Annotated in this window: 22 protein-coding genes; 16 read left to right on the top strand and 6 right to left on the bottom strand. The window is 64.7% G+C overall.

What is annotated here, in order from left to right:
• Window positions 1-14: 14 nt before the first annotated feature.
• The gene (locus tag A3K89_RS13865; RefSeq protein WP_068426981.1) at window positions 15-1,529 is read left to right on the top strand and encodes an FGGY-family carbohydrate kinase; all 1,515 of its coding nucleotides are present in this window, start codon (window positions 15-17) and stop codon (window positions 1,527-1,529) included.
• On the opposite strand, the gene A3K89_RS13860 is transcribed toward A3K89_RS13865, so the two are convergent.
• Window positions 1,514-2,272, bottom strand: coding sequence for an SDR family NAD(P)-dependent oxidoreductase (locus A3K89_RS13860; RefSeq protein ID WP_068426979.1), 759 nt, complete (start codon window positions 2,270-2,272; stop codon window positions 1,514-1,516). The genes A3K89_RS13865 and A3K89_RS13860 overlap by 16 nt on opposite strands.
• Window positions 2,269-3,294, bottom strand: coding sequence for a sugar-binding transcriptional regulator (locus tag A3K89_RS13855; RefSeq protein WP_068426977.1), 1,026 nt, complete (start codon window positions 3,292-3,294; stop codon window positions 2,269-2,271). Before A3K89_RS13855 ends, A3K89_RS13860 begins: the two co-directional genes overlap by 4 nt.
• 151 nt (window positions 3,295-3,445) lie before the next feature.
• Here A3K89_RS13855 and eltD point away from each other — a divergent pair, with 151 nt between their 5' ends.
• Genes eltD through A3K89_RS13815 form a run of 8 tightly spaced genes read left to right on the top strand, consistent with a single transcriptional unit; the run spans window position 3,446 to window position 12,296 of the window.
• Window positions 3,446-4,537 carry an erythritol/L-threitol dehyrogenase gene (gene eltD, locus A3K89_RS13850; protein WP_068426975.1) on the top strand — a complete coding sequence of 364 codons (1,092 nt, stop codon included), beginning with the start codon at window positions 3,446-3,448 and terminating at the stop codon, window positions 4,535-4,537.
• A 57-nt stretch (window positions 4,538-4,594) separates the two neighbouring features.
• Window positions 4,595-5,971, top strand: a complete 1,377-nt coding sequence (locus tag A3K89_RS13845) for an ABC transporter substrate-binding protein (protein ID WP_068426973.1) — start codon at window positions 4,595-4,597, stop codon at window positions 5,969-5,971.
• A gap of 24 nt (window positions 5,972-5,995) precedes the next feature.
• Window positions 5,996-6,943, top strand: coding sequence for a carbohydrate ABC transporter permease (locus A3K89_RS13840; protein WP_068426971.1), 948 nt, complete (start codon window positions 5,996-5,998; stop codon window positions 6,941-6,943).
• A 3-nt stretch (window positions 6,944-6,946) separates the two neighbouring features.
• Complete coding sequence (locus A3K89_RS13835; RefSeq protein ID WP_068426969.1) at window positions 6,947-7,813, top strand: carbohydrate ABC transporter permease; 867 nt, start codon at window positions 6,947-6,949, stop codon at window positions 7,811-7,813.
• Window positions 7,814-8,938 carry an ABC transporter ATP-binding protein gene (locus A3K89_RS13830; RefSeq protein ID WP_068426967.1) on the top strand — a complete coding sequence of 375 codons (1,125 nt, stop codon included), beginning with the start codon at window positions 7,814-7,816 and terminating at the stop codon, window positions 8,936-8,938.
• A complete protein-coding gene (locus A3K89_RS13825) occupies window positions 8,939-10,060 on the top strand; it encodes an ABC transporter ATP-binding protein (protein ID WP_068426965.1) in 1,122 nt (373 codons plus the stop codon).
• 8 nt (window positions 10,061-10,068) lie between these two features.
• Window positions 10,069-11,799 carry a dihydroxyacetone kinase family protein gene (locus A3K89_RS13820; protein WP_068426963.1) on the top strand — a complete coding sequence of 577 codons (1,731 nt, stop codon included), beginning with the start codon at window positions 10,069-10,071 and terminating at the stop codon, window positions 11,797-11,799.
• The gene (locus A3K89_RS13815) at window positions 11,796-12,296 is read left to right on the top strand and encodes a ribose-5-phosphate isomerase (protein ID WP_068426961.1); all 501 of its coding nucleotides are present in this window, start codon (window positions 11,796-11,798) and stop codon (window positions 12,294-12,296) included. Before A3K89_RS13820 ends, A3K89_RS13815 begins: the two co-directional genes overlap by 4 nt.
• Window position 12,297: 1 nt before the next feature.
• On the opposite strand, the gene A3K89_RS13810 is transcribed toward A3K89_RS13815, so the two are convergent.
• From A3K89_RS13810 to A3K89_RS13800, 3 genes are all read right to left on the bottom strand, one after another.
• A complete protein-coding gene (locus A3K89_RS13810) occupies window positions 12,298-13,113 on the bottom strand; it encodes a shikimate 5-dehydrogenase (protein WP_068426960.1) in 816 nt (271 codons plus the stop codon).
• 16 nt (window positions 13,114-13,129) lie between these two features.
• Window positions 13,130-13,831, bottom strand: coding sequence for an HNH endonuclease family protein (locus tag A3K89_RS13805; protein ID WP_371828805.1), 702 nt, complete (start codon window positions 13,829-13,831; stop codon window positions 13,130-13,132).
• Window positions 13,832-13,910: 79 nt separating this feature from the next.
• On the bottom strand, window positions 13,911-14,816 hold the full coding sequence (locus tag A3K89_RS13800) for an NADP-dependent oxidoreductase (RefSeq protein WP_068426959.1): 906 nt from the start codon (window positions 14,814-14,816) through the stop codon (window positions 13,911-13,913).
• Between the two features lie 127 nt (window positions 14,817-14,943).
• Here A3K89_RS13800 and A3K89_RS13795 point away from each other — a divergent pair, with 127 nt between their 5' ends.
• The 7 genes from A3K89_RS13795 (at window position 14,944) to A3K89_RS13765 (ending at window position 24,051) form a co-directional block, all read left to right on the top strand.
• Window positions 14,944-17,754 carry a DEAD/DEAH box helicase gene (locus A3K89_RS13795; RefSeq protein ID WP_068427081.1) on the top strand — a complete coding sequence of 937 codons (2,811 nt, stop codon included), beginning with the start codon at window positions 14,944-14,946 and terminating at the stop codon, window positions 17,752-17,754.
• Window positions 17,754-18,506, top strand: a complete 753-nt coding sequence (locus A3K89_RS13790; protein ID WP_068426958.1) for an SWIM zinc finger family protein — start codon at window positions 17,754-17,756, stop codon at window positions 18,504-18,506. Before A3K89_RS13795 ends, A3K89_RS13790 begins: the two co-directional genes overlap by 1 nt.
• A 139-nt stretch (window positions 18,507-18,645) precedes the next feature.
• Window positions 18,646-20,154 carry a CoA-acylating methylmalonate-semialdehyde dehydrogenase gene (locus A3K89_RS13785; RefSeq protein ID WP_068426956.1) on the top strand — a complete coding sequence of 503 codons (1,509 nt, stop codon included), beginning with the start codon at window positions 18,646-18,648 and terminating at the stop codon, window positions 20,152-20,154.
• Window positions 20,155-20,157: 3 nt separating this feature from the next.
• Window positions 20,158-21,297 carry an isobutyryl-CoA dehydrogenase gene (locus tag A3K89_RS13780; protein WP_068426954.1) on the top strand — a complete coding sequence of 380 codons (1,140 nt, stop codon included), beginning with the start codon at window positions 20,158-20,160 and terminating at the stop codon, window positions 21,295-21,297.
• The gene (locus A3K89_RS13775; RefSeq protein ID WP_068426951.1) at window positions 21,294-22,373 is read left to right on the top strand and encodes an enoyl-CoA hydratase/isomerase family protein; all 1,080 of its coding nucleotides are present in this window, start codon (window positions 21,294-21,296) and stop codon (window positions 22,371-22,373) included. Before A3K89_RS13780 ends, A3K89_RS13775 begins: the two co-directional genes overlap by 4 nt.
• A complete protein-coding gene (mmsB, locus tag A3K89_RS13770) occupies window positions 22,370-23,278 on the top strand; it encodes a 3-hydroxyisobutyrate dehydrogenase (RefSeq protein WP_068426948.1) in 909 nt (302 codons plus the stop codon). The genes A3K89_RS13775 and mmsB overlap by 4 nt, the downstream gene beginning before the upstream one ends.
• The gene (locus A3K89_RS13765; RefSeq protein WP_068426944.1) at window positions 23,275-24,051 is read left to right on the top strand and encodes an enoyl-CoA hydratase; all 777 of its coding nucleotides are present in this window, start codon (window positions 23,275-23,277) and stop codon (window positions 24,049-24,051) included. Before mmsB ends, A3K89_RS13765 begins: the two co-directional genes overlap by 4 nt.
• Window positions 24,052-24,121: 70 nt before the next feature.
• Here the strand turns inward: A3K89_RS13765 and A3K89_RS13760 are convergent, their stop codons facing one another.
• On the bottom strand, window positions 24,122-24,655 hold the full coding sequence (locus A3K89_RS13760) for a MarR family winged helix-turn-helix transcriptional regulator (RefSeq protein WP_068427079.1): 534 nt from the start codon (window positions 24,653-24,655) through the stop codon (window positions 24,122-24,124).
• Window positions 24,656-24,864: the final 209 nt, after the last annotated feature.

Raw genomic sequence — 24,864 nt, 5'->3', positions numbered from 1 at the left:
ATAGTGTTTGCCCCGTGGACTTGTTCGTGGGCATCGATATGGGTACCGGCAGCACCAAGGGAGTTCTGGTCACCGAGGACGGCGTCGTTCTCGCCTCCGAACAACGCGCCCACGAGATGTCGCTTCCACGGCCGGGGTGGGCCGAGGTGGACGCCGAAGCAGTGTGGTGGGCCGACGTCTGCGCCATCGCGTCGTCATTGACTGCCGAGGTTCCGGCGGGGTCACGCGTCGCGGCCATGTGTGTCAGCGGCGTCGGGCCATGCCTCGTCCTCACCGACGCGGACCTGAACCCGGTCCGTTCGGCGATTCTGTACGGGATCGACTCCCGTGCTCACGCGGAAATCGCCGAGCTCACCGCACTGTTCGGTGAAGCCGAGATCCTGCGTCGCTGCGGAAAGTCGCTGTCCAGTCAGGCAGTCGGCCCGAAAATCGAGTGGGTGCGCAAGAACGAACCCGAGAACTTCGCGCGGGCGAGCAAGTGGTTCGGCTCCAACTCCTACGTCGTCGCCAAACTGACGGGAGAATACATTCAGGACCACCACACGGCGAGCCAGTGCGACCCGTTGTATTCGGTGCGCGAATTCGGTTGGAACACAGAATGGTCCGATCGCGTACTGGACGGATTGGATCTTCCTCGGCTCGCGTGGCCGAGCGAGATCGTCGGAAAGGTGAGCGCCGACGCCGCTGCGTCCACCGGGATACCCGTCGGGACGCCCGTCGTCGCAGGAACCGTCGACGCGTATGCCGAGGCCTTCAGCGTCGGAGTGCGTCACCCGGGTGATCTGATGCTGATGTACGGATCCACGATGTTCCTCGTGCAGGTCCTCGCCGAGTACCGCACGCCTGCACCGACGGGGCGTTCGGCAGGCTCCACGTCCGGGGCGCTCTGGACCACGACGGGGGTCGAGAAGGGAACGTACGCGCTCGCCGCGGGCACATCCACCGCAGGTTCGCTGACGACGTGGCTGCAAACCGTCACCGGCGGTGCGTCTTTCGACGAGTTGATGCGCGAGGCCTCTGCCGTCCCGGCCGGCTCCGACGGACTCCTGGTGCTTCCGTACCTCGCCGGAGAGCGCACTCCCGTCTTCGATCCCGATGCCCGTGGGGTCATGGCAGGACTGACCCTGCGGCATACTCGCGGACATATGTTTCGTGCTGCCTACGAGGGAATTTCGTTCGGTATCAGGCAGATTCTCGAGATGTTCGACGACTCGGACACGCCGGTCACGCGAGCCGTCGCCGTCGGTGGGGGACTGCGCAGCCCGGTGTGGGCTCAGGCGCTGAGCGACATCACCGGTCGCACTCAATTGGTTCCGACCCAGGCGATCGGAGCCAGTTACGGAGACGGACTTCTGGCCGCTATCGGCGTCGGCGCTGTCTCACCCGAAACCGATTGGGCGACAGTCGCGTCGGAAATTCCCCCGAATCCTGAACACAAAGCGCTGTACGACGACCTCTACGGGAACTGGTGCGAGCTCTACCCGTCGACACGAAAGATCGTCCATGCGGGCGCTCAGCTGACCAGGTAGCCGCCGTCGACCGGTATGTCGCTGCCGTTGATCATGGACGACGCATCGGAGGCAAGCCACAGCGCTGTAGCCGACACTTCCGACGGGACGGCGAATCGGCCGGTCGGAATCCGTGCCAACATCGGCGCGGACTTGACGGGATCACCCCACACCTTCTGTCCCATGTCGGTGAGAACGACTGTGGGGCAGATGGAATTGGCGCGGACTCCGCGATGCCCGAGTTCGAGCGCGAGGACTTTCGTCGCCATGATCAGTCCTGCCTTCGAGGTGCAGTACGCGTAGTGCTCGGGAAGCGGTCGCAGCGCAGCCGCCGACGCGACGGTGACGATCGATCCGCCCGTCGCGTCGGCCATCGCACGTCCTGTCCTGGCGGCCAGCAGAGACGGTGCGCGGAGATTGACCTGCAGCACCTCGTCGAAATGTGCGGTGTCGAGTGCGTCGACGGTCTCGGGGTAGGAGATCCCGGCGTTGTTGATCAGAATGTCGAGGCCGCCGTATGCGTGCGCGGCGTCGTCGGCCAACTTCTCCGGGCCGTCGGCGGTCGACAGGTCGGCTGTGACGACCGTGCATTCGGCATCGAGCGTTGCGGCGAAACTTTCGAGACCGTCTCGGTCTCGTCCGGACAGGACGAGCCGCGCGCCCGCCGCGGCGAACGTTCGTGCGATGTCGGCTCCGATGCCTCGGCCGGCTCCGGTGATCAGGGCACGTTTGCCGTCGAGGAGCGAAGAATTGGGAAGCGTCATGGAGCGTCTTTCTCTGCGTCGGGTCGAACGTGATCGAGAATGCTCTGGGCGGTCGAGGGGTCGGTGACGAGCTGGTTGAAGAACTTCGCGCGTGCGCCGCTGACGATGGGTGCGACCTTCTCGTCGCCGACTGCCACTGCAATCCCGACCGGAATCTTCTGCAGCTCAGCCAGTTCCACCGCGATCAGCCGGTCGGACCCCGGGAACTCGACGGAATTGCCGTCGCGGTCGTAGAACCTCGAGCAGACGTCGCCTACGGAATCACGCAGCGACGCAGCGTTCGTCGGGACGAATCTCGGTATGTCCGAACGCAGCAACGGAGGGGCGCCGACGCCCATCAGGATGCATCGGGCTTGCGGCCACAGGTCGAGGACTCGCTGTATTGCGGGGTCGGAATGGATGATCGAGTGGAGATCGGCTCCGGGTAGGGCAGGCGCGAACAGGTAATTGGCCCGCCCGCCCAGCTTGTTCGAAATCAAGCGAGTGATCTCGTTGGTCTGATACCACTCCTCGGGTTGGTCGTTTCCCCCGACCGTGGGTGCGACGAGTACCCCGGGAATGCGATCGAGATCGAACTGTGCGACCTCGTAGACCGTTCGGCCCGACGAGACCAGCAGGATGTCCCCGGGTACCAATCCGACTGCACCAAGGGCCTTCGACACCTCGGGCGCGAGATACCGTCCCATGAGGTCGACGGTCGGCTTCGACGGCGTCGGCGCAGGCAGAGGTGCCGACAGGTAGACGTGTGTGAGCCCCAGTGCGGCGGCGACACGCTCGGCGAGGTCGTCCTGTGCAGACGTGCTCGGGGGAATGACCTCGATACGCACGATGCCCTGGCGCCTGGCTTCGGACAGCAGTCTGCTGACCGTCGCGCGGCTGGTGCCCAACTTCGCGGCCACCTCGGCCTGGGTCGCATCGTCTTCGTAGTAGAGCTTGGCGGCGGTGTACAGCAGCGTGGGCGCGAAGTGACCGGCGTCGGCGGTCGACGGTGTGTTCTCGCTCGCTGAACTGGTTGTGGCCATGGTCGCAGTATCCCACTGAACATATGTGCACGGACTTTGAATTGCTGAACATTCGTTCTGGACATATGTATATCCGACCGTTAACGTGATCGCCAACACATCGCGACACAGCAATGCGTCCCCTCACTGCCGCTAGATCAGGAGCTCTTTCATGTCGGACACCGCGATCCCCGAGAAGATGCAGGCCGTCGTCTGTCATGGCCCGGAGGACTACCGCCTCGAAGAGGTACCGGTACCTGTTCCCGGACCGGGCGAGGCGCTCGTACGCGTCGAAGCCGTCGGAATCTGCGCCAGTGATCTGAAGTGCTATCACGGTGCAGCCAAGTTCTGGGGTGACGAGAACCGTCCCGCATGGGCCGAGACCGACGTCATTCCCGGTCACGAATTCGTCGGGGAGATCGTCGTGATCGACGACGAAGCATCGGCGCGCTGGAACGTCGCGGTCGGCGATCGAGTCGTCTCCGAGCAGATCGTTCCGTGTTGGAAGTGCCGGTTCTGCCTTCGCGGGCAGTACCACATGTGCGCCCCGCACGATCTGTACGGATTCAAGCGGCGCACGCCGGGGGCGATGGCGTCGTACATGGTGTATCCGGCAGATGCGTTGGTGCACAAGGTGTCCAAGGGCATTCCGCCCGCGCATGCGGCATTCACGGAGCCGCTCTCGTGCTCGTTGCACGCCGTCGAGCGCGCGGGCATCACCTTCGACGACGTGGTCGTCGTCGCCGGCTGTGGTCCGATCGGACTCGGCATGATCGCGGGCGCTCGCGCCAAGAGCCCCGCTCACGTGATCGCTCTCGACATGCAGCCCGAAAAGCTGGCTCTCGCACGGGAATGCGGTGCCGACATCGTGATCGACATTCGCAACGAGGACGCCGAGAGGATCGTCAAGGACCTCACCGGCGGCTACGGCGCCGACGTCTACCTCGAAGGAACCGGGCATCCGTCGGCAGTTCCGCAGGGGCTCGGTCTGCTGCGCAAACTCGGTACGTACGTCGAATACGGCGTCTTCGGCAGCGACGTGTCCGTCGACTGGTCGATCATCTCCGACGACAAGGAACTCGACGTCCTCGGCGCACATCTCGGCCCGTACTGCTGGCCTGCGGCAATCCGCATGATCGAGTCCGGCGTTCTTCCGATGGACAAGATCTGCACGCATCAGTTGCCGCTCGCGGACTTCCAGAAAGGCCTCGACCTCGTCGGCAGTGGTGCGGAGTCCGTCAAGGTCTCGCTTATCCCGTCCTGACTTTCCGCCCACACCGGGAGACAACACATGAGCATTCATCAATTCTCGAGGCGGGACATGCTACGGGCGATGGGCCTGGCGGGCATCGCCGCGGCCTCCGTTCCGATTCTGTCCTCCTGTGGCGTCGGCGGAGGCGTCGACGCTGTCAACGGCGCAGGCGAGGTCACCGGACCGTTCGACTGGAAGGCCGCGCAGGGTACGACGCTTAACATCCTGCAGACCCCGCACCCGTATCAGCAGTCCTTCCAGCCGTTGTTGGCCGAGTTCGAGCAGCTCACCGGCATCACCATCAACGCGGACCTGGTTCCCGAGGCCGACTACTTCACCAAGCTGAACACCGAACTGGCAGGCGGCACAGGCAAACACGACGTGTTCATGCTCGGCGCCTACTTCATCTGGCAGTACGGTCCTCCCGGATGGCTCGAGGACCTCGGTCCATGGCTGCAGAACAGTTCTGCCACCAGCGACGAGTACGACTTCGACGACATCTACGAAGGTCTTCGCACGTCGACGAGCTGGGACTTCGAGCAGGGCAGTCCATTGGGCACCGGTGGACAGTGGGCACTGCCGTGGGGCTTCGAGAACAACGTCGTCGCCTACAACAAGGCGTACTTCGACAAGAACGGCATCACGTTGCCGGACACGTTCGACAACTTCATCCAGCTGGCCATCGATTTGACCGACCGGTCACAGAATCGGTACGGCATCGCCACCCGTGGATCGAAGTCCTGGGCCACGATTCATCCCGGCTTCATGACGCAGTACACCCGAGAAGGCGCCCAGGACTACGTCTTCGAGAACGGCGAGCTGCAGGCTCGCATGAACTCGGACAAAGCCGTCGCATTCACGGAGAAGTGGATCGAGATGCAACACAAGGCCGGCCCGACCTCGTGGACGTCCTACGACTACCCCAATGCCACAGGTGATCTCGGCGACGGCACCGCCATGATGGTCTACGACGCGGACAGCGCCACCTACCCGAAGAACAAGCCGGGCGCGTCGGCGCAGGCGGGCAACATCGGGTGGTACCCCGGACCGGCAGGCCCCGACGGCAGCTATGCCACCAACCTGTGGACGTGGTCGCTCGCGATGAACTCGATGTCGAAGAACAAGCACGCCGCCTGGCTGTTCATGCAGTGGGCGACGGGCAAGGAAGCGATGTCGAAGGCCGTGCAGGGCGGGATCTACGCCGACCCGGTCCGAAAGTCGGTGTTCGACGGCGTGTTCAAGCAGCAGGTCGCGGACCAGGCGGGCTATCTCGAGACCTTCGAGACCGTCATCGACCAGTCCAAGATCCAGTTCACGCCGCAGAAGAAGTTCTTCGACACCACCCAGAACTGGGCGTCGGCTCTGCAGGACATCTACGGCGGCGACGACGCCCGATCGCGTCTCGACGGGCTCGCGAAAACCAACACCTCGAAGGTGAATCTGTGATGACGTCCTGGAAAGAGGTAGGTCATGGCCACCCGTTCTGACACCGCACGCGCGACCGACACGCCCCAGCCGGCCGCCACGTCGAAACCCGAAGTGCCGCGGTGGCGTCGACGGCTCCGGCCGTACCTGCTGTCGGTTCCCGCGGTTCTGATCGTCGTCGGGATTCTGTACCCGTTCTTCGTCGGTGCGTGGTACTCGTTCCTCAATTACGCTGCGGTGAACCCGAATCCGGTGTTCGTAGGATTTCGCAACTACGCCAGCGTCCTCGGCGACGCGCAGTTCTGGTCGAGCGTGCGGGTCACGGGCACCTTCGCGGTCGTCGCCACCGTCGTCGAGACCGTCATCGGCGTGATCATCGCCCTGCTCCTCAACCGGTCGTCGATCATCGGACGGATCTTCGAGAAGGTTCTGATCCTGCCGTTGATGATCGCGCCCGTCATTGCGGCCGTGGTGTGGAAGTTGATGTTCAACCCGCAGTTCGGCGTGCTCAATCACGTTCTCGGGCTCGGTAACACGTTCGACTGGCTGAGCAGCCAGAACGCGCTGTTCTCCGTGATCCTCGTCGACCTGTGGATCTTCACGCCGTTCGTCGCGATCCTCGTCCTCGCGGGCATCCGTTCGCTTCCGAAGGAACCGTTCGAAGCGTCGGAGGTCGACGGGGCCAGCTGGTTCTACATGTTCCGACGCCTCATGCTGCCGATGCTCTGGCCGTACATCCTCGTCGCCGTGATCTTCCGCTTCATGGACAACCTCAAGTTCTTCGACGTCCCATGGGTTCTCACGGCGGGCGGTCCTGGTGTCGCCACCCGGTCGTTGCAGATCGGCGCGTTCGAGGACTCGATCATCAACCTCGACTACTCCCGCGGCAGCACCTACATGTTCCTGCTGTGGATCCTCGTGTTCATCACCGCACGCTTCCTCGTGAGCGTGCTCGGCAAAGCGCAGCGGCGTGCCGCAGGCGCGGAGAGCTGAACCATGGCCAAGGAATTGCTTCCCGGACAGCGTCGGTTCACGCCGGCGTCGGTCGCAGCGGACGTCGTGCTGCTCGTGTGGTTCGTCTTCTCGCTGTTCCCGATCGTGTGGATGGTGCTGCTCGCACTGAAGTCCGACGCCGAGCAGACCAGCACCTACTTCGCCTTCACCCCTACGTTCGAGAACTTCGCGACGGTGCTGAGTCAGCGCGGAACCGACCTGACGAGCGTCGACTTCACGTCCTCGTTGCTCACCAGCCTCATCAACTGCGGTGGCGCGGTGATCGTGTCGCTCGTCATCGGTATCCCCGCTGCCTACGCGGCGGGCCGGTGGCAGTACAAGGGCAGCAACGACCTGATGTTCCAGATGCTGTCCTTCCGCTTCGCACCCGAGCTGATGGTCATCGTGCCGCTGTTCGTCATCTACAACCAGATCGGACTCTTCGACACGAAGGTCGGCATGATCTGGGTGCTCCAATTGGTCACGATGCCGCTCGTCGTCTGGATTCTGCGTTCGTACTTCCAGGACCTGCCGGAAGATCTCGAACAGGCTGCGCTTCTCGACGGATACACCCGCACACGAGCTTTCGTGATGGTGGCGCTGCCGCTCGTGCGACCGGGGATCGCGGCCGCGGCGCTGCTGGCCTTCATCTTCGCGTGGAACAACTACGTGTTCCCGTTGATTCTGTCGGACAGCAACGCCAGCACGGTCACCGTCGCGATCACGAAGTTCCTCGGTGGCGGAGGACAGGCCTACTACAACCTCACTGCGGCGGCGGCCGTCATCGCAGCACTTCCACCGCTGATCCTGGCGCTCACGATTCAGCGTTACCTGGTTCGCGGTCTCTCCTTCGGGGCGGTGAAATCCTAGATGGCACACTTGGCGATCAAAGGACTCAGCAAGAAATACGGCAAGAAGATCGGCATCGACGGTATCGATCTCGACATCGCCGACGGCGAATTCTTCGTCATTCTCGGGCCATCGGGTGCGGGTAAGACGACGACGCTCAAATCCGTTGCCGGACTGGTCGACGTCGACGAAGGCGCCGTTCACATCGCAGGCACGGACATGACGTCCGTCGAGCCGTACCACCGCAACGTCGCGATGGCGTTCGAGAGTTACGCGTTGTATCCGCAGAAGACGGTGTCACAGAACCTGGCGTCGCCGCTGAAGTCCGGACGGACCGGCAAGTACAGCGAGGCCGAACAGACCGCGCGGATCGCGGCCGTGACCAAGACTCTCGGTATCGACCATCTCCTGCAACGCTTTCCGCGTGAGCTGTCCAACGGCCAGCGTCAGCGTGTGGCACTCGGCCGAGTGCTGGTGCGACCCGCGGACGTGTACCTGCTCGACGAGCCTCTGTCGCACCTCGACGCGAAGCTTCGTGCGTCGATGCGCGTCGAACTGAGGCAACTCGGCGAGATGTCGAACACGACGACGGTGTACGTCACCCACGACTACCAGGAGGCGCTCGCACTGGGAGATCGCATCGCGATTCTCCGCGAGGGCCGCGTCGTGCAGGTGGATACGCCCGAGAACATCTGGCGTGCACCGGCGGACACGTTCGTCGCCAAAGCGCTCGGTCAACCCGAGATCAACCTCTACGACGCGACCGTCGACGACGGCCTGTCGAGGGTGCTCGGTAGTTCGCTCGACATCCCGGTGCCGCGGAAGCTGGGACTGTCCGACGGCGACTCCGTACGCATCGGAATCCGCCCGTGCGACGTGGAGGTCCTGGAGAGGGCAGAGCCCGGGAAGTTGTCGTTCGACGGCACCGTCGTGCTGGCGGAACGACTCGGTCGCGACGTCGAGGTGTCGGTGGATCTCGGTGGTACGACGCTGATCGCATTGTCCAAGGGCGGTCGCCACATCACCGAGGGAGCCAGAGTCACCGTCTCCGTCGACGCTTCCGATATCCACCTCTTCGCCGGCGTCGACGGTCGTTCCGACTCCGAGACGAAGCGACTCGGCGCTGCAGATGCGAAGGAGCAGTAGATGACTGCCGTACAGACCAAGCCGACCGCAGTGGCACAGAGTCTCACGCTCGACACTCTGGTCAAGACGTACTCCTCGCGTGGGCGCGAGGGGTTCAAAGCGGTCAAGGGAATCGACCTGGCGATCGAGCCGGGGGAACTAGTTGCGTTGCTGGGGCCGTCGGGGTGCGGCAAGACCACCACCCTCCGGATGATCGCCGGTCTGGAAACCGTGACCAGTGGCCAGATACGCATCGGTGACCGGACGATCACCGACCTCCCTCCAGGAAAACGCGAAGTCGGTGTCGGATTCGAGAGTTACGCGCTGTATCCGCCGTTGACCATCCGCGAGAACCTTGCGTATGGGCTGAAGGCGCGCAAGGTCAAGAACGCCGACGAATTGGTGAATTCCATCGCCCGGCGACTCGAGATGGACGACCTTCTCGATCTGAGGCCCGCCGGTCTGTCGAGCGGTCAGAAGCAGCGCGTCGCATTGGCGCGGGCACTCGTGCGCAACCCACCGGTGCTGCTGCTCGACGAGCCGTTGTCGCATCTCGATGCGTCTGCGCGCCAACGTGTTCGACGCGAGCTCAAGATGCTGCAACGTGAATTCGGCTACACGACGATCGTCGTCACCCACGATCAGGTCGAGGCGTTGAGCCTCGCAGACCGGCTCGCGGTCATGGACGGCGGCGTCATCCAGCAGTTCGGGACGCCCGACGAAGTGTTCGACGACCCGGCGAACCTGTTCGTGGCAGGCTTCGTCGGCGAACCGCAGATCAACGTCGTCGATGGAATCGTCCGCTCGTCCGGTGGCGAGACGTCCGTCGAGATCGGAGGCGGGATGTTGCCCGTCGCGGCGAAGAAGGTTGCCGACGGCACCCTCGTCAAGGTCGGAATTCGGCCCCAGGACGCCGTTCTGGCCTCCGGCGCACCGAGAGCGGGGCAGATTGCCGTGTCGGTGGACTACTTCGAACACCTGATGGAGTTCGGTCAGGCGACGGTCGCCGCGACCGGCGGCGAGACGTTCGTCGTGCAGACACCTGCGCGCGAGCGGTTCCGCACCCACGACCGCTGCGCGCTCTCGGCTCCGGCCGAACGCATCTACTTGTTCGACCGCGATTCCGGTCGTCGACTCCGATAGGAACTGCCGTGACGAAGCTTTTCAACGATCCGTCCTCCTTCATGGAGGACATGCTGGACGGTTTTCTCGACGCCAACGCTCGGTACGTGGTGGGCGTGCCCGGGGGTGTCGTCCGCGCGACCGAGACACCGCAGGGAAAGGCGGCCGTCGTGGTCGGCGGCGGTTCCGGTCACTATCCCGCCTTCTGCGGCGTGGTCGGTCGCGGATTCGCCGACGGCGCTGTGGTGGGCAACATCTTCACCTCGCCGTCCGCCGACGACGCGGCGTCGGTCGCGCGGGCCGCGGACAACGGGGGAGGGGTACTGCTGACGACCGGAAACTACGCCGGTGACGTCATGAACTTCGGTCTGGCAGTGCAGAAGCTGAGGTCCGAGGGTATCGACGCGCGATATCTCGCAGTCACGGACGATATCGCGAGCGCACCGAAAGACCAGATTGCCAAGCGCCGCGGAATCGCCGGAGATTTCACGGTGTTCCGATGTGCTTCTGCAGCAGCCGATTCCGGATACGACATGAACGGCGTCGAACGTGTGGGTATCGCGGCGAACGACGCGACCCGTACGCTCGGCGTCGCCTTCGACGGCTGCACGATGCCGGGTGCCGCCGATCCGCTGTTCACGGTGGCACAGGGGACGATGGATCTCGGTCTCGGTATCCACGGCGAACCCGGGGTGTCCTCGCACGCCATGCCCACGGCGTCGGAACTCGCGGAACTCCTCGTCGACGGAGTGCTGGCGGAGAAGCCCGCGGGCAGTGGCAACCGAATCGCGGTCATCCTCAACGGACTCGGACGTACCAAGTACGAAGAATTGTTCGTCGTATGGTCCGGGGCGGCCGCACGCCTGCGGGACGCCGGGTACACGATTGTGGATCCGGAGGTCGGAGAACTCGTCACGAGCCTCGACATGGCAGGCTGCTCGCTGACCGTCATGTGGCTCGACGACGAACTCGAACAGTTGTGGACCTCGCCCGCCGACACCCCGGCCTACCGCAAGGGAATCGTCGACGCCGACGCGGGGCAGCGGCGGTCAACCGATGCAGTTGCTGCCGTCGACGACGACACCCTCCCCGAGTCGGACGAATCCTCCCGCGACTGCGGCACATTCGTCGCAGCGTCGCTGAAAGCCCTCGCCGAGCGGATGGCGGATGCCGAGGACGAGCTCGGACGGATCGACGCCGTGGCCGGTGACGGCGATCATGGCCGCGGAATGGTCAAGGGCACAGCTGCGGGAAGCAAGGCGGCCGACGAGGCGGTCTCGCGTCGGGCCGGAGCCGGTTCTGTTCTGGCCGCGGCCGGATCCGCGTGGGCTGCGAAAGCCGGAGGCACATCCGGCGTCTTGTGGGGCGCCGCCCTGACCGCCATCGGAAACCGGCTCGGCAACAACGGAACTCCCGACGACCGTGCCGTCGCCGAGGCGCTGCGAGCAGGCTACGACGCGCTGACGTCGCTCGGTGGGGCGGCGCTCGGAGACAAGACGATGCTCGACGCGTTCGACCCGTTCGTGGGCGCGATCGAGAAATCGGTGGCCGGCGGAAACGAGTGGCGAACCGCATGGACCGATGCAGCTGTCGTGGCGCGAACGGCAGCCGACGACACGGCCGAACTACGCCCGAGGGTGGGACGGGCACGCCCGCTCGCCGAGAAGAGCGTCGGTACACCCGACGCGGGCGCGATCTCACTGGCGATGTGTGTAGCCACCGTCGCCGAACTCTTCACGACACGAGGACTCCGATCATGAGCAAACTCCGCATCGTCGTCGGCTGTGACGACGCAGGTCTTCAGTACAAGCAGACATTGCTGGCCGATCTTCGGAACGACGAGAGAGTCGAATCGGTCGCCGATGTAGGCGTCGGCGACGACGAGCACACTGCGTACCCCCATGTCGCGGTCACGGCAGCCCGCATGATCGCCGACGGTACTGCCGACCGTGCGCTGCTCGTCTGCGGTACCGGGCTCGGAGTCGCGATCAGTGCCAACAAGGTACCCGGTGTTCGGGCTGTGACGGCACACGACAGTTTCTCGGTCGAACGCGCGGTGCTCAGCAACGACGCCCAGGTGTTGTGCATGGGACAGCGCGTGATCGGTATCGAGCTCGCTCGACGTCTGGCCAAGGAATGGCTCGGCTACACGTTCGACCCGGCGTCGGCGTCCGCGGCGAAGGTCGCGGCGATCGGCGAGTACGAGTCCGGCGCACTCGCGACCGCCGAGGACGAGGCCAAGGCGGTCTGCGACTGAGCTAGCGTCGCGAGAATTCCGACGCCCGTCGCACCTGCTCGTCGGTCGGCCGGACCCCGGTGTACAGGTGGAACTGCTCGGCCGCCTGCAGCGCGATGACCTCGGCGCCGGTGACGACGGGTTTGCCGGCCGCACGAGCCGCAACGATCAACGGTGTCTCCGACGGCATGGCGACGACGTCGAACACGGCCTGCGCGGCGGAGATTCGATCGTCCGAGAACGGGGATGCGTCGGCGTCGGGGCCGCCGTCCATGCCGATGGGGGTGACGTTGACGAGGAGGTCTGCGTCGACGGTGTACTGGGAATAGGCGTATCCGTACGCGTCGGCCAACGCTCGTCCGGTGTCGGTGTTGCGGGCGACGACGGTTCCGTCGGTGAAGCCCGAATCACGAAGTGCGGCAACGACGGCCTTGGCCATTCCTCCGCTTCCCGTGACGGCGACGGACCAGTCGGTCGCGAACCCGGACGACGCGAGCAGATTCGCGACGGCCTGGTAGTCGGTGTTGTAGGCGTGCAGTACGCCGTTCTCGTTGACGATGGTGTTGACCGAGTCGATGGCGCTCGCCGAATCGTGCATCACGTCGACGAGTGCGATGACGTCCTCCTTGAACGGCATCGACACGGCGCACCCGCGGATACCCAGTGCGCGAACTCCACCGATCGCGGCGGGAAGATCGGTCGTCGTGAATGCCTTGTAGACGAAGTTCAGGTCGAGTTCGTCGTACAGGTAGTTGTGGAATCGCGTACCGATGTTGCTCGGTCGTCCCGACAACGACATGCAGAGCTGAGTTTCACGGTTGAGGAAGCTGCGCGACATCGTCAGTACTCTACGCTCAGCACTTCTCGGAGATCGACGCCAATGCTCGCTGGTCGGCCTGGGTGATCGGCAGCCCGTACTGGGCCGCGACGGACAGGTATTTGCCTGCATAGAAGCAGTGGTACGCCGCGTTCGGCGGAAGCCACTGTGCCGGAGTGCTGTCGCTCTTCGACTGGTTGTCGGTACCGCCGACCGCCAACAGATTGAAGTCGATGTCGTTGGCGAACTGAACGCGCTTCTCGGGCAGCCATCCGTTGGCTCCCATGTCCCACGCCGCGGACAACGGGTAGACGTGGTCGATCTGGACCTTGCTCGCGTCGGACTTGCTGAACTTCATGACGGTGCCCGAATAGGGATCGGCGAGAGTGCCTTCGAGCACGACGCAGTTACGCGTGCCCGGCTTGAACACGAGATCGGTCATGTCCTTGGCGAGAACGTTGTCTCGGGTGCCGCAGCCGTCGTGACCGCCGGGGCCGTCGTAGTCGTCGGTCCATGCAGGCCCGAACACGCACCCCTGACCGCTCTTGCATCCTCGCTCGTAGCCGACCGCGTCGGGGCGTGCGGCGACGACGTGCACTCGACCGAGAAGCTCGTCTATCTGTGCGCGCGTGGGGCTTCCGGGCGCAGGAGGAGGGGCGGAGAAACCGGGGATGTTCGACGTGTCGCACGACCCGAACGCCGACATCGCCAACGTGACGACCACCAACAGCAGCGCAATACGCAGCTTCTTCACACACACCCAATCGTCGGCGATTTCGAACCTTCGGCAAGAAGTGTGCCGTACGGGTCCGACACGGTCAGCTCACCTCGACGACGACCTTGCCTGTCGCGTGTCCGCTCTCGACGGCTGCCAGTGCCTCGCCTGCACGCTCGAGCGGGAACGTCGATTCGATGTGCGGCCGAAGAACTCCCGACGCGACCAGTTCGGCGAGTCGGGTGAATGCAGCGGCGCTGCGATCGCGTGCGACTCCCGATCCTCCGAGTGACGCGGCGAGCACCGGATCGGCGACGCTGATGATCGGTGCGCCGGGCGTGGTGTGCGCTGCGGCGGCGCGAAGGGTATCTCCTCCGACCAGGTCGAAGATTCCGTCGACGGGACGGTCGACCGAGTCCGTGAAGCTCTCGCCGGATTCCACGAACGTCGCACCGAGGCTGTTCACCCAGTCCTTCTTGCGCGCACTGGCGACGCCGATGGTCGAGATGCCGTCGGCGCGTGCCAGTTGCAGCGCCGCCGAGCCGACGCCGCCGCCCGCCCCCAGAACGAGCAGCGTGTCCTTCTTGTGCAGAGCGAGTTGGTCCAACGCGTCGTACGCGGTACCTGCCGCGACCGGCAACGTGGCGGCGGCGGCGAACGACACGGATTCGGGCTTGACGGCCGTGTTCGCTGCATTGAGCACGGTGTACTGCGCGTATCCGCCGTGCCCGGCTGCGGTCGAGCCGAACACCTCGTCGCCGACCGAGAAGCCGTCGGTGTGGGTGCCGACCTGAACGACCGTGCCCGCTACCTCGCGACCGAGGACCGCGGGCAACTGCGTCTGCACGGTGTCCTTGCGATTGCCGGATCTGACCTTCCAGTCGGCGGGATTGACGCCCGCGGCGTGGACCGCGATCAGGAGCTGACCCTGTCCAGGATCCGGGATCGGAATGTCGAGAAAATACTCGGTTTCGGGCCCGCCGTACTCGCTGAATCCATACGCGATCATGCATCCACTGTGCCAAAAGCAAGCAAAGGATGAGCATGGTGTTCCACTTTCGCGTGTCTCGGAGCGGGAATCCGCACGCCGCGGGTCACCACTGGAACACCAGGCCCAACCTGATTGGATGGACAGCATGCTGCACGGTCTCTGGTCCACGGAAGAGGGCCTGATGCTGTGGAACGACGAGCTCTCCACCGGACACGAGCCCGAACTTCCCGCTGCACATGCACGTGCGCTGACCAGGACTTTTCGAGCTCGTGCAACCGTCGCGTTCCCGTCGGCTTCCGGTCGGGCCGACACAGCGCAGATCCCGGCCATCGCTCTTGCTCCCATGAATGCCGCGGAATTGCTGCTGCGCACTCCGTCGTCGCACTCCGGAATCTCCGGGGATCTGCGCTACCTAGGTCACGTCGCCCGCGGAATCGAAGCGTGGGCGAAGGCCGGGCGCGTCGTCCCGACACTGACGCGCGCCGACGGCCAATGGTGGCCACGATGGACGCTCGTCGGTGGGGAGCGTCAGCGCGCCTGGCTCAGTGAACTCGCCGTCGCGATGCCGCCCGCGCTGCGCGCCACGGGTCGACCGAGGCAGCTGCTCGGCAGCATTGTCGACGAGCTCACCGACCCGATCGTGAGATCGATTCTCGGCAAACCGAATACGGAACATCCGATGTGGCAGGCGCTCGTCGACGACGAGCCCTACCTCGAGGGCGTTCAACAGACTGCGACGCTGCTGGACACCTGGCGAGCCAGCCTGACCGTCGACGAGCCGTCGCTCGTGCTGCGGCTGCTCGAGCCCGACGACGACGAGGACACCGAGGACACCGAGGACGAGCTTCTCTGGACTCTCCAGGTGTGCCTGCGTGTCGGCGACGACGCGCCCATTCCCGTTCCGATGAACCGACGCGTCGACGCGTCGCTGCTCAGCACGGCCGTCCGCAAGGTGGGTGAGGCCGTCGCCGCGTATCCGCGCCTGCGGGATCTGCCGAACGCCCCGAACTCGCTCGACCTGTTGCTGCCGACGTCGGTCGTCATCGACCTGGTCGAGCACGGTGCGACCGCGCTGCAGTCCGCGGGCGTCGCCGTGCTGCTGCCGCGCGCGTGGACACGTCTCGATCCGTCGATGCGGTTGCGCGTCGACGTACCCGTCAGCAAGGCCGCGGACAATCGGGCCGTCGGGATGGACGAACTCGTGTCGTACGACTGGCAGCTGCAGCTCGGCGACATGGTTCTGACCGAGGCCGAGATGAATCGGCTCGCCGTGGCCAAGGGAGATCTCGTTCGTCTCCGGGGCACCTGGGTCATGGCCGACGGAAGCCAGCTCGCGCGGGCCGCGAGGTACGTGGCCGAACACCATGGCGACGGCACCCCGTTCGGCAAATTGGTGCGAGAGATGACGATCGCGGAACCGCCGCCGGTGCCCGTCGGGGAGGTGCAGGCGTCGGGTTGGGCGGCGACGCTGCTCGAACCCGGCGCGTCCCCGGAGCAGATTCCGACGCCCGAGACCGTCGACGCCGTGCTGCGGCCGTACCAGGAGCGGGGCCTGTCCTGGCTTGCGTTCATGAGTCGTCTCGGCCTCGGTGCCGTGCTCGCCGACGACATGGGCCTCGGTAAGACACTGCAGGTCCTGGCCCTTCTCGCGCACGAGAGCAGCCCGTCGCCGACGCTTCTCGTCGCGCCGATGTCCGTGGTCGGAAACTGGCAACGGGAGGCGGCGAAGTTCACCCCGCACCTGCGTGTGATGGTCCACCACGGGCCGACGCGGCTGCGGGCCGACGACTTCGACAAGGCCGTCGGCGAGCACGATCTCGTCGTCACCACGTATGCGCTGATGGCGAAGGACCGTGAGCGGCTCGCAGCGCAGACCTGGCGCCGGATGGTGCTCGACGAAGCCCAGCACATCAAGAACTCGACCACGTCCCAGGCCAGGGCCGCCCGGGCGATTCCCGCCGAACACAAGCTCGCGCTGACGGGCACACCCGTCGAGAACCGACTGGACGAGCTGCGATCCATCCTCGATTTCGCCAACCCGGGGATGCTGGGAAAGCCGTCGGATTTCCGGAACCGCTTCTCGGTGCCGATCGAGCGGGAGGGCGACGAGGGTGCGGTGACGCGGCTGCGGGCGATCACGTCGCCGTTCATCCTGCGACGCGTCAAGACCGATCCGGCGGTGATCTCGGATCTGCCGGAGAAGAACGAGATGACGGTGCGGTCGAATCTCACGGCCGAGCAGGCGGCGTTGTACAAGGCAGTCGTCGACGAGATGATGGCGCAGATCGCCGACAAGAAGGGCATGAAACGCAAAGCCGCGGTGCTGGCGGCAATCACGCGACTCAAGCAGGTGTGCAATCACCCCGCGCATTTTCTGTCCGACGGGTCGCCGGTGCTGCGGCGCGGGCAGCATCGTTCGGGGAAAGTCGGATTGATCGAAGACATTCTCGACGCGGTGCTCGGCGACAACGAGAAAGCGTTGCTTTTTACGCAGTTTCGCGAGTTCGGTGACATCGTCGCCCCGTACCTCGCCGAACGGTTCGGTACCGAGGTTCCGTTCCTGCACGGGGCGGTGACCAAGTCGAAGCGTGACCGCATGGTCGAGAACTTCCAGCGCGACGACGGTCCGCCGATCATGATCCTGTCGCTGAAAGCCGGTGGTACGGGCCTGAACCTGACGAAGGCCAACCACGTCGTGCACATGGATCGATGGTGGAACCCGGCGGTGGAGAACCAGGCGACCGACCGTGCCTTCCGTATCGGTCAGCGCAAGAACGTGCAGGTCCACAAGTTGTTGTGCGTCGGCACGATCGAGGAGCGCATCGTCGGAATGCTCACGTCCAAGCAGGAATTGGCCGACATGACCGTCGGCACGGGGGAGAACTGGGTCACCGAGATGGACACCGGTGAGCTGCGCGAGCTGTTCCGGCTGGGTGACGACGCGGTGGGTGAGTGATGGCCGACTTCAGTCAGTACGGGAAACGTCGACAAGCCAAGGGCGGCATCGAAGCTCGCAACAAGCGAGGAGCATTCGGGCAGACGTGGTGGGGCCGTCATTTCGTGACGGCGATGGAAGAACTCGCCGACCCGGGGCGCATCGCGCGCGGCCGAACGTACGCGCGTGGGGGACAGGTGCTGAACCTCGGCGTCGAGCGCGGGCAGATCTACGGCGAGGTGCAGGGCAGTCAGCTCGAGCCGTTCTCGGCGTCGGTGATGGTCGATCCACTGTCCTCGGGGCAGATCGACGCGCTGGTGGATCGAGTGTCGTCGAATCCGGGGATGCTCGCGGAACTCGCATCCAACGCGATACCGCAGGCGTTGGCGTCGACGTTGCTGCCGCACGACAAGGGGCAACTCGACTTCGACTGCACCTGCCCCGACGACGGGTGGCCGTGCAAGCACGCGGCCGCGCTGATGTACATCGCGGCCGAGCACATCGACGCGTCCGCGACGACGATCCTGACGCTGCGCGGGGTGGATCTCGACCAGTTGATCGAGGGAGTCGGTGAGGCGGAGGTCGAGGTCGGGACGGACGACTGGTTCGGCGACGAGATGGAGTTCCCGGCGCTGCCGAAACCCGACTTCGCACCCGCCGTGGACGACCTCGACATGATGGTGCTCAGGCGGGCCCTGCGGTCGACGGGATCGGACGAGCACGAGGTCACGCGGGGTGTCGAGGATCTGAGGGCGTTCTATCGACGGCTGTAGGGGGCTTCGCCCCACGTGCGCGCGAATGTATAGCCCGCTATACATTCGCGCGCACGTAGCGAGACCCCTCGACATACATGGAAGTCCGACTATAGGATGAGCACACTTCACCTTCTCGTACCTGTTAGGACGGATTTCAATGGCTCGCGAACTCACGCATTTCATCGGCGGCAAGCATGTCCCCGGAGAGTCGGGCAACTTCGGCGACGTCTACGACCCCAACACCGGTGAGGTTCAGGCCAGGGTGCCTCTCGCCAGTGATGCCGAGGTCGAGGCCGTCATCGCCGACGCCGAGCAGGCGCAGGTCGAGTGGGCGCGCTGGAACCCGCAGCGCCGTGCCCGCGTGTTGATGAAGTTCCTGCAGCTGATCAACCGCGACATGGACGAGCTGGCACGTTTGCTGTCGTCCGAGCACGGCAAGACCATCGCCGACGCCAAGGGCGACATCCAGCGTGGCCTCGAGGTCGTCGAGTTCGCGACCGGTATCCCGCACCTGCTCAAGGGCGAGTTCACCGAGGGCGCGGGCGGCGGCATCGACGTCTACTCGATGCGTCAGCCTCTCGGCGTCGTCGCGGGTATCACCCCGTTCAACTTTCCGGCGATGATCCCGCTGTGGAAGGCAGGCCCGGCCATCGCCTGCGGTAACGCGTTCATCCTCAAGCCGTCCGAGCGTGACCCGTCCGTGCCCCTGAAGCTGGCCGAGCTGTTCCTCGAGGCAGGTCTGCCCCCGGGCATCTTCAATGTCGTCAACGGCGGCAAGAACGCCGTCGACGTGCTGCTGAACGACGACCGTGTCAAGGCCATCGGCTTCGTCGGCTCGACGCCGATCGCGCAGTACATCTACGAGGAAGCCGCCAAGAACGGCAAGCGCGCCCAGTGCTTCGGCGGTGCGAAGAACCACGCTCTCGTCATGCCCGACGCCGACATGGACCAGGTCGCCGACGCTCTGCTGGGGGCTGCGTACGGCTCGGCGGGCGAGCGGTGCATGGCCATCTCCGTCGCAGTGCCCGTCGGCGAGGAGACCGCTGATGCGCTCGTCGCCAAGCTGAAGGAACGCGTCGCGACGCTGAAGATCGGTCGCAGCGACGACGAGGACGCCGATTTCGGTCCGCTCGTCGGAGCCGACGCGTTGAAGCGAGTCAACGACTACACGCAGATCGGTATCGACGAGGGCGCCGAGCTCGTCGTCGACGGCCGCGACTTCCGTCTCGAAGGCCACGAGAACGGATTCTTCGCCGGTGCAACGCTGTTCGACAAGGTCACCACGGACATGCGCATCTACAAGGAAGAGATCTTCGGCCCTGTCCTGATCGTGGTGCGCGCCAAGGACTACGAGGACGCGCTGCGTCTGCCGACCGAGCACGAGTACGGCAACGGTGTCTCGATCTTCACCCGCGACGGTGACACCGCCCGCGACTTCACGACGCGTGTGCAGGTGGGCATGGTCGGCGTCAACGTTCCGATCCCGGTGCCGATCGCGTACCACACCTTCGGTGGCTGGAAGCGTTCCGGCTTCGGCGATCTCAACCAGCACGGCCCCGACTCGGTGCGCTTCTACACCAAGACCAAGACCGTCACGCAGCGGTGGCCGTCCGGCACCAAGGAGGCAGCTGCCTCGAACCACTTCGTCATCCCCAACATGGACTGATCCATGTTCACATTGACCGAGGACGAGAAGGCCATCAACTCCACGGCGAGGGATTTCGCCGACGAGTTCCTGGCGCCGAATGCCGTCGAGTGGGATCAGAACAAGCACTTTCCGGTGGACGTGTTGCGTAAGGCAGCGGGTCTGGGAATGGGCGGAATCTACGTCGACGAGGAAGTCGGCGGGTCGGGTCTGACACGTGTGGACGCGGCCAGGATCTTCGAGCAGTTGGCGACGGGTGATCCGTCGCTGGCGGCGTACATCTCGATCCACAACATGGTGACGTGGATGATCGACACCTACGGCACCGACGAGCAACGTCGTCAGTGGGTGCCGGGGTTGTGCTCGATGGACGAGCTCGGCAGCTACTGCCTCACCGAGCCGGGGGCGGGCTCCGACGCATCGGCCCTGTCCACCAAGGCTGTTCGCGACGGCGACGACTACGTCCTCAACGGGGTCAAGCAATTCATCTCCGGTGCGGGAACGTCGGATGTCTATGTCGTGATGGTGCGTACCGGGGATGCGGGTCCGAAGGGGATCTCGGCGATCATCGTGCCGAAGGATTCGGCGGGCCTGTCGTTCGGTGCGAACGAGAAGAAGATGGGCTGGAACGCGCAGCCGACGCGTCAGGTCATCTTCGAGGACGTCCGAGTGCCTGCGGCGAATTTGCTCGGCGGTGAGGGCGAGGGCTTCCGCATCGCGATGAACGGCCTCAACGGCGGCCGTCTCAACATCGCGGCGTGTTCGATCGGTGGCGCGCAGAGCGCGCTGGAGAAGGCTGTCGCGTATCTGTTGGACCGTAAGGCGTTCGGTAGCAGACTGCTCGATCAGCAGGCCTTGCAGTTCCGGTTGGCGGACATGAAGACCGAGCTCGAAGCAGCACGCACCATGCTGTGGCGTGCTGCGGATGCTCTGCAGAACAACGCGCCGGACAAGGTCGAACTGTGCGCGATGGCAAAGCGATTCGCCACCGACACAGGCTTCGAGGTCGCCAACGATGCGCTGCAACTGCTCGGTGGCTACGGGTATCTTGCCGAGTACGGTGTCGAGAAGATCGTCCGCGATCTCCGCGTGCACCAGATCCTCGAAGGAACCAACGAGATCATGCGAGTCGTCGTGGCTCGCTCGATAGTAGGAGCAGCATGACAGCAGTAGAGCCGGCGGAACGACCAGGGGGCACAGAGCCCGAAGTTCTGTTCGACGTCCGCGGCGGCGTCGGCCGGATCACGCTGAACCGACCGAAAGCCATCAACGCGCTCAATCATGCGATGGTGCAACAGATTGCGCCGAAGCTCGACGAGTGGGCATCGAACGACGAGGTCGAACTGGTGCTCCTCGTCGGCGCCGGCGAGCGTGGGCTGTGCGCGGGCGGCGACATCGTGTCGATCTATCACGACGCCAAGGACGGCGGTAGCGGGTCCAAGGACTTCTGGCGCGACGAGTACGTCCTCAACGCGGCGATCGCGCGCTTCGACAAGCCTTACGTCGCCATCATGGACGGCGTTGTCATGGGTGGAGGCGTCGGATTGTCGGCGCACGGCAACACCCGCATCGTCACCGAACGCTCGAAGATCGCGATGCCCGAGGTCGGGATCGGCTTCGTTCCCGACGTCGGTGGCACGTACCTGCTCTCGCGTGCCCCCGGCGAGCTCGGAACACATCTCGGTCTGACGACCGCTCGCATGGATGCAGGCGACGCCATCGCCGCCGGCTTCGCCGATCACTACATGCCGTCGGAGAACCTCGAGAAGTTCTACGACGCGCTCGAGACCGGCTCGTTGTCGGCGGCGCTCGAGGAGTTCACCGACGAGGCTCCGGCGTCGTCGCTCGCCGCGTCGCGCGAATGGATCGACCGCTACTACGGTGCGGACATCGTCGAAGCGATCGTGGAAGGGCTGCGCGGCAGTGGAATTCCCGACGCGGAGAAGGCGGCGTCGGACATCGAGTCGAAGTCGCCGGTGTCTTTGAAAGTGACGCTGAAGTCGCTGCGGCGTGCGGCCGCGGCGTCGTCGCTCGAAGAGGTACTGAACGACGAGTACCGCGTGTCTCTCGCATCGCTCGAGTCGCACGATCTCGTCGAAGGCATCCGTGCGCAGGTGGTCGAGAAGGACAGAAATCCGAAGTGGTCGCCTGCAACACTCGCAGACGTGACCGACGCCGACGTCGATCGGTACTTCGCGCCGTTGGGTGACACCGAACTAGGTCTGGAGAAGAACGCATGAGTGGGAAGACGATCGGCTTCGTCGGCCTCGGCCACATGGGTGGCCCGATGGCAGCGAATCTCGTCGAGGCCGGATATACGGTCCAGGGCTTCGATCTCGTCGAAGCTGCTTTGACGCAGGCGAAGTCGGACGGGGTGACCGTCGTCGATTCGGCTGTCGCGGCCGTGCAGGGTGCGGACATCGTCATCACGATGCTTCCGAACGGGCGTCTCGTCCTCGGTCTCTACGAGGAACTGCTGCCTGCTGCGACACCTGGGACGCTGTTCATCGACAGCTCCACCATCGACGTCGCCGACGCCCATGCCGCACACAAGCTGATCGAGGCAGCGGGCCACCGCGGTCTCGACGCGCCCGTGTCGGGTGGCGTCGGTGGTGCCGCGGCGGGAACGCTGACGTTCATGGTCGGCGGTTCCGAGGAGGACTTCGCGTCCGCTGCAGAGGTTCTCGACGTCATGGGACGCAAGGTCGTGCACTGCGGTCAGGCGGGCAACGGCCAGGCCGCGAAGATCTGCAACAACATGATTCTCGGTGTCTCCATGATCGCGATCAGCGAGGCGTTCGTACTCGGCGAGAAGTTGGGCCTCAGCAACCAGGCGCTGTACGACGTGTCGTCGACGGCGTCGGGTCAATGCTGGGCGTTGACCACCAACTGTCCTGTCCCTGGCCCGGTTCCGACGAGCCCCGCCAACAACGACTACAAGCCGGGCTTCGCGGCCGCGTTGATGGACAAGGATCTCGGTCTGGCGGCGAACGCGTTGCGCGCCAACGGCGTCGAGGGAGTTCTCGGCCTGCAGGCGGCGGAGATCTACTCCAAGTTCAAGGAAACCTCCGGCGGCGGAACCGATGTCGACTTCTCCGGCATCATCAACGACATCCGCGAGCGTTCGACGGGGGCGGCCGAATGACCGACTTCGAGACGATCCTGCTCGAGCGTCGCGGCCGCGTCGGCATCATCACGCTGAATCGGCCGAAGGCCCTGAACGCGTTGAACTCCCAGCTGATGCGTGAAGTCGTCGGAGCCGTCGAGGATCTCGACGCCGACGAAGGCATCGGTGCCATCCTGATCACGGGTTCGGAGAAGGCGTTCGCGGCAGGCGCCGATATCAAGGAGATGCAGCCGAAGTCGTACATGGACGTGTACCAGGACGACTTCTTCAGTGCTTGGGATCGACTCAGCGCCGCACGCACTCCCATCGTTGCCGCTGTGTCGGGCTACGCGCTCGGTGGCGGGTGCGAACTTGCCATGATGTGCGACGTGCTGATCGCGTCGGATACCGCAGTGTTCGGTCAGCCCGAGATCAAGCTCGGTGTCATTCCGGGAATCGGTGGATCGCAACGCCTTACGCGTGCCGTCGGCAAGGCCAAGGCGATGGAGATGGTCTTGACCGGCCGCAACATGAAGGTCGACGAGGCCGAGCGCGCCGGTCTCGTGTCTCGCATCGTGCCCGCTGCGGAACTGCTCGACGACGCACTCGAGACTGCGACGACGATCGCCGAGATGTCGCTACCGGTCGCGATGATGGCGAAGGATGCGGTCAACCGGTCCTTCGAATCGACTCTCGCAGAGGGTGTTCGGTTCGAGCGTCGTCTGTTTCATTCGACGTTCGCCACCGACGATCAGAAGGAAGGCATGACCGCGTTCATCGAGAAGCGGCAGGCGAAGTTCACCCACCGCTGAGCCACGACGAAGGGGCTGCACTCGCGCGTTCACGCGAGCGCAGCCCCTTCGTCATGAGCGCACTACGGAGCTACCAGGCAGAACCGGTGCCTGCGTCGTCGAAATCGCCCGCGGCACGACGCAGTTCGGCGAGAATGCGTACCAGCGACGTCAGGCGTTCCTTGGCCAGGCCCGGCTTGCCGAACACCTGGTCGTTCAGTTTCTCGGTGGCATCCACAGCGAGTGCGCGACCTGACTCGGTGATCTCCACGAGTGTCGTGCGGCGATCGCTGGGATGCGGTGTGCGCTGGACGTATCCCGCAGCCTCCAGTCGGTCGACGGCATTGGTGACGCTCGTCGGGTGAACCTGGAGGCGGGCGCTGGCCTTCGCCATCGGCAGCGCGCCGTTCTTCGTGAACGTGAGCAGCGTCAGTAATTCGTAGCGCGAGAACGTAAGTCCTGTGGGCTTGAGCACTTCCTCGACGCGGGCGAGCATGATCTGCTGCGCGCGCATCAGCGATGTGACGGCAGCCATCCCGTCGGCCACGTCTCCCCATCCATGCTTGGTCCACTGACGGTGGGCTTCTGCGATGGGATCGAGCGGGAGAGGCGACGATGCAGACATGCGTTCCATCTTCCCACGTATGTGCGGCTACGCCGCCCGTGCGCGAAAAGTTGTAGCGGAGAGCCTGTTGCTTAATTGGTGTGCGGGCGGGCGGCTGGTGGCCCGTGTTTTCTGGTGGCCGGTGGCCGGTGGCTGGTGGTGGATGTCGTCGGCCACCGGCCCCTGCCGTGTCAGGCAGCCAGTGCGCCTCGGGTGATTGGCTGGCTGGT

The organism is Rhodococcoides kyotonense (assembly GCF_001645385.1).
GTDB lineage: Bacteria > Actinomycetota > Actinomycetes > Mycobacteriales > Mycobacteriaceae > Rhodococcoides > Rhodococcoides kyotonensis_B.
This window is presented reverse-complemented; position numbering and strand designations above follow the sequence as displayed.

What these genes read in the sequence shown, in the direction of transcription:
- A3K89_RS13780 (WP_068426954.1), top strand. Translation starts at nt 20,158, where the DNA reads ATGTTCACATTGACCGAGGACGAGAAGGCCATCAACTCCACGGCGAGG.
- A3K89_RS13825 (WP_068426965.1), top strand. Translation starts at nt 8,939, where the DNA reads ATGACTGCCGTACAGACCAAGCCGACCGCAGTGGCACAGAGTCTCACG.
- A3K89_RS13760 (WP_068427079.1), bottom strand. Translation starts at nt 24,655, where the DNA reads ATGTCTGCATCGTCGCCTCTCCCGCTCGATCCCATCGCAGAAGCCCAC.
- A3K89_RS13785 (WP_068426956.1), top strand. Translation starts at nt 18,646, where the DNA reads ATGGCTCGCGAACTCACGCATTTCATCGGCGGCAAGCATGTCCCCGGA.
- A3K89_RS13815 (WP_068426961.1), top strand. Translation starts at nt 11,796, where the DNA reads ATGAGCAAACTCCGCATCGTCGTCGGCTGTGACGACGCAGGTCTTCAG.
- A3K89_RS13845 (WP_068426973.1), top strand. Translation starts at nt 4,595, where the DNA reads ATGCTACGGGCGATGGGCCTGGCGGGCATCGCCGCGGCCTCCGTTCCG.
- A3K89_RS13795 (WP_068427081.1), top strand. Translation starts at nt 14,944, where the DNA reads ATGCTGCACGGTCTCTGGTCCACGGAAGAGGGCCTGATGCTGTGGAAC.
- A3K89_RS13830 (WP_068426967.1), top strand. Translation starts at nt 7,814, where the DNA reads ATGGCACACTTGGCGATCAAAGGACTCAGCAAGAAATACGGCAAGAAG.
- mmsB (WP_068426948.1), top strand. Translation starts at nt 22,370, where the DNA reads ATGAGTGGGAAGACGATCGGCTTCGTCGGCCTCGGCCACATGGGTGGC.
- A3K89_RS13800 (WP_068426959.1), bottom strand. Translation starts at nt 14,816, where the DNA reads ATGATCGCGTATGGATTCAGCGAGTACGGCGGGCCCGAAACCGAGTAT.
- A3K89_RS13810 (WP_068426960.1), bottom strand. Translation starts at nt 13,113, where the DNA reads ATGTCGCGCAGCTTCCTCAACCGTGAAACTCAGCTCTGCATGTCGTTG.
- A3K89_RS13775 (WP_068426951.1), top strand. Translation starts at nt 21,294, where the DNA reads ATGACAGCAGTAGAGCCGGCGGAACGACCAGGGGGCACAGAGCCCGAA.
- A3K89_RS13855 (WP_068426977.1), bottom strand. Translation starts at nt 3,294, where the DNA reads ATGGCCACAACCAGTTCAGCGAGCGAGAACACACCGTCGACCGCCGAC.
- A3K89_RS13860 (WP_068426979.1), bottom strand. Translation starts at nt 2,272, where the DNA reads ATGACGCTTCCCAATTCTTCGCTCCTCGACGGCAAACGTGCCCTGATC.
- A3K89_RS13765 (WP_068426944.1), top strand. Translation starts at nt 23,275, where the DNA reads ATGACCGACTTCGAGACGATCCTGCTCGAGCGTCGCGGCCGCGTCGGC.
- eltD (WP_068426975.1), top strand. Translation starts at nt 3,446, where the DNA reads ATGTCGGACACCGCGATCCCCGAGAAGATGCAGGCCGTCGTCTGTCAT.
- A3K89_RS13790 (WP_068426958.1), top strand. Translation starts at nt 17,754, where the DNA reads ATGGCCGACTTCAGTCAGTACGGGAAACGTCGACAAGCCAAGGGCGGC.
- A3K89_RS13835 (WP_068426969.1), top strand. Translation starts at nt 6,947, where the DNA reads ATGGCCAAGGAATTGCTTCCCGGACAGCGTCGGTTCACGCCGGCGTCG.
- A3K89_RS13840 (WP_068426971.1), top strand. Translation starts at nt 5,996, where the DNA reads ATGGCCACCCGTTCTGACACCGCACGCGCGACCGACACGCCCCAGCCG.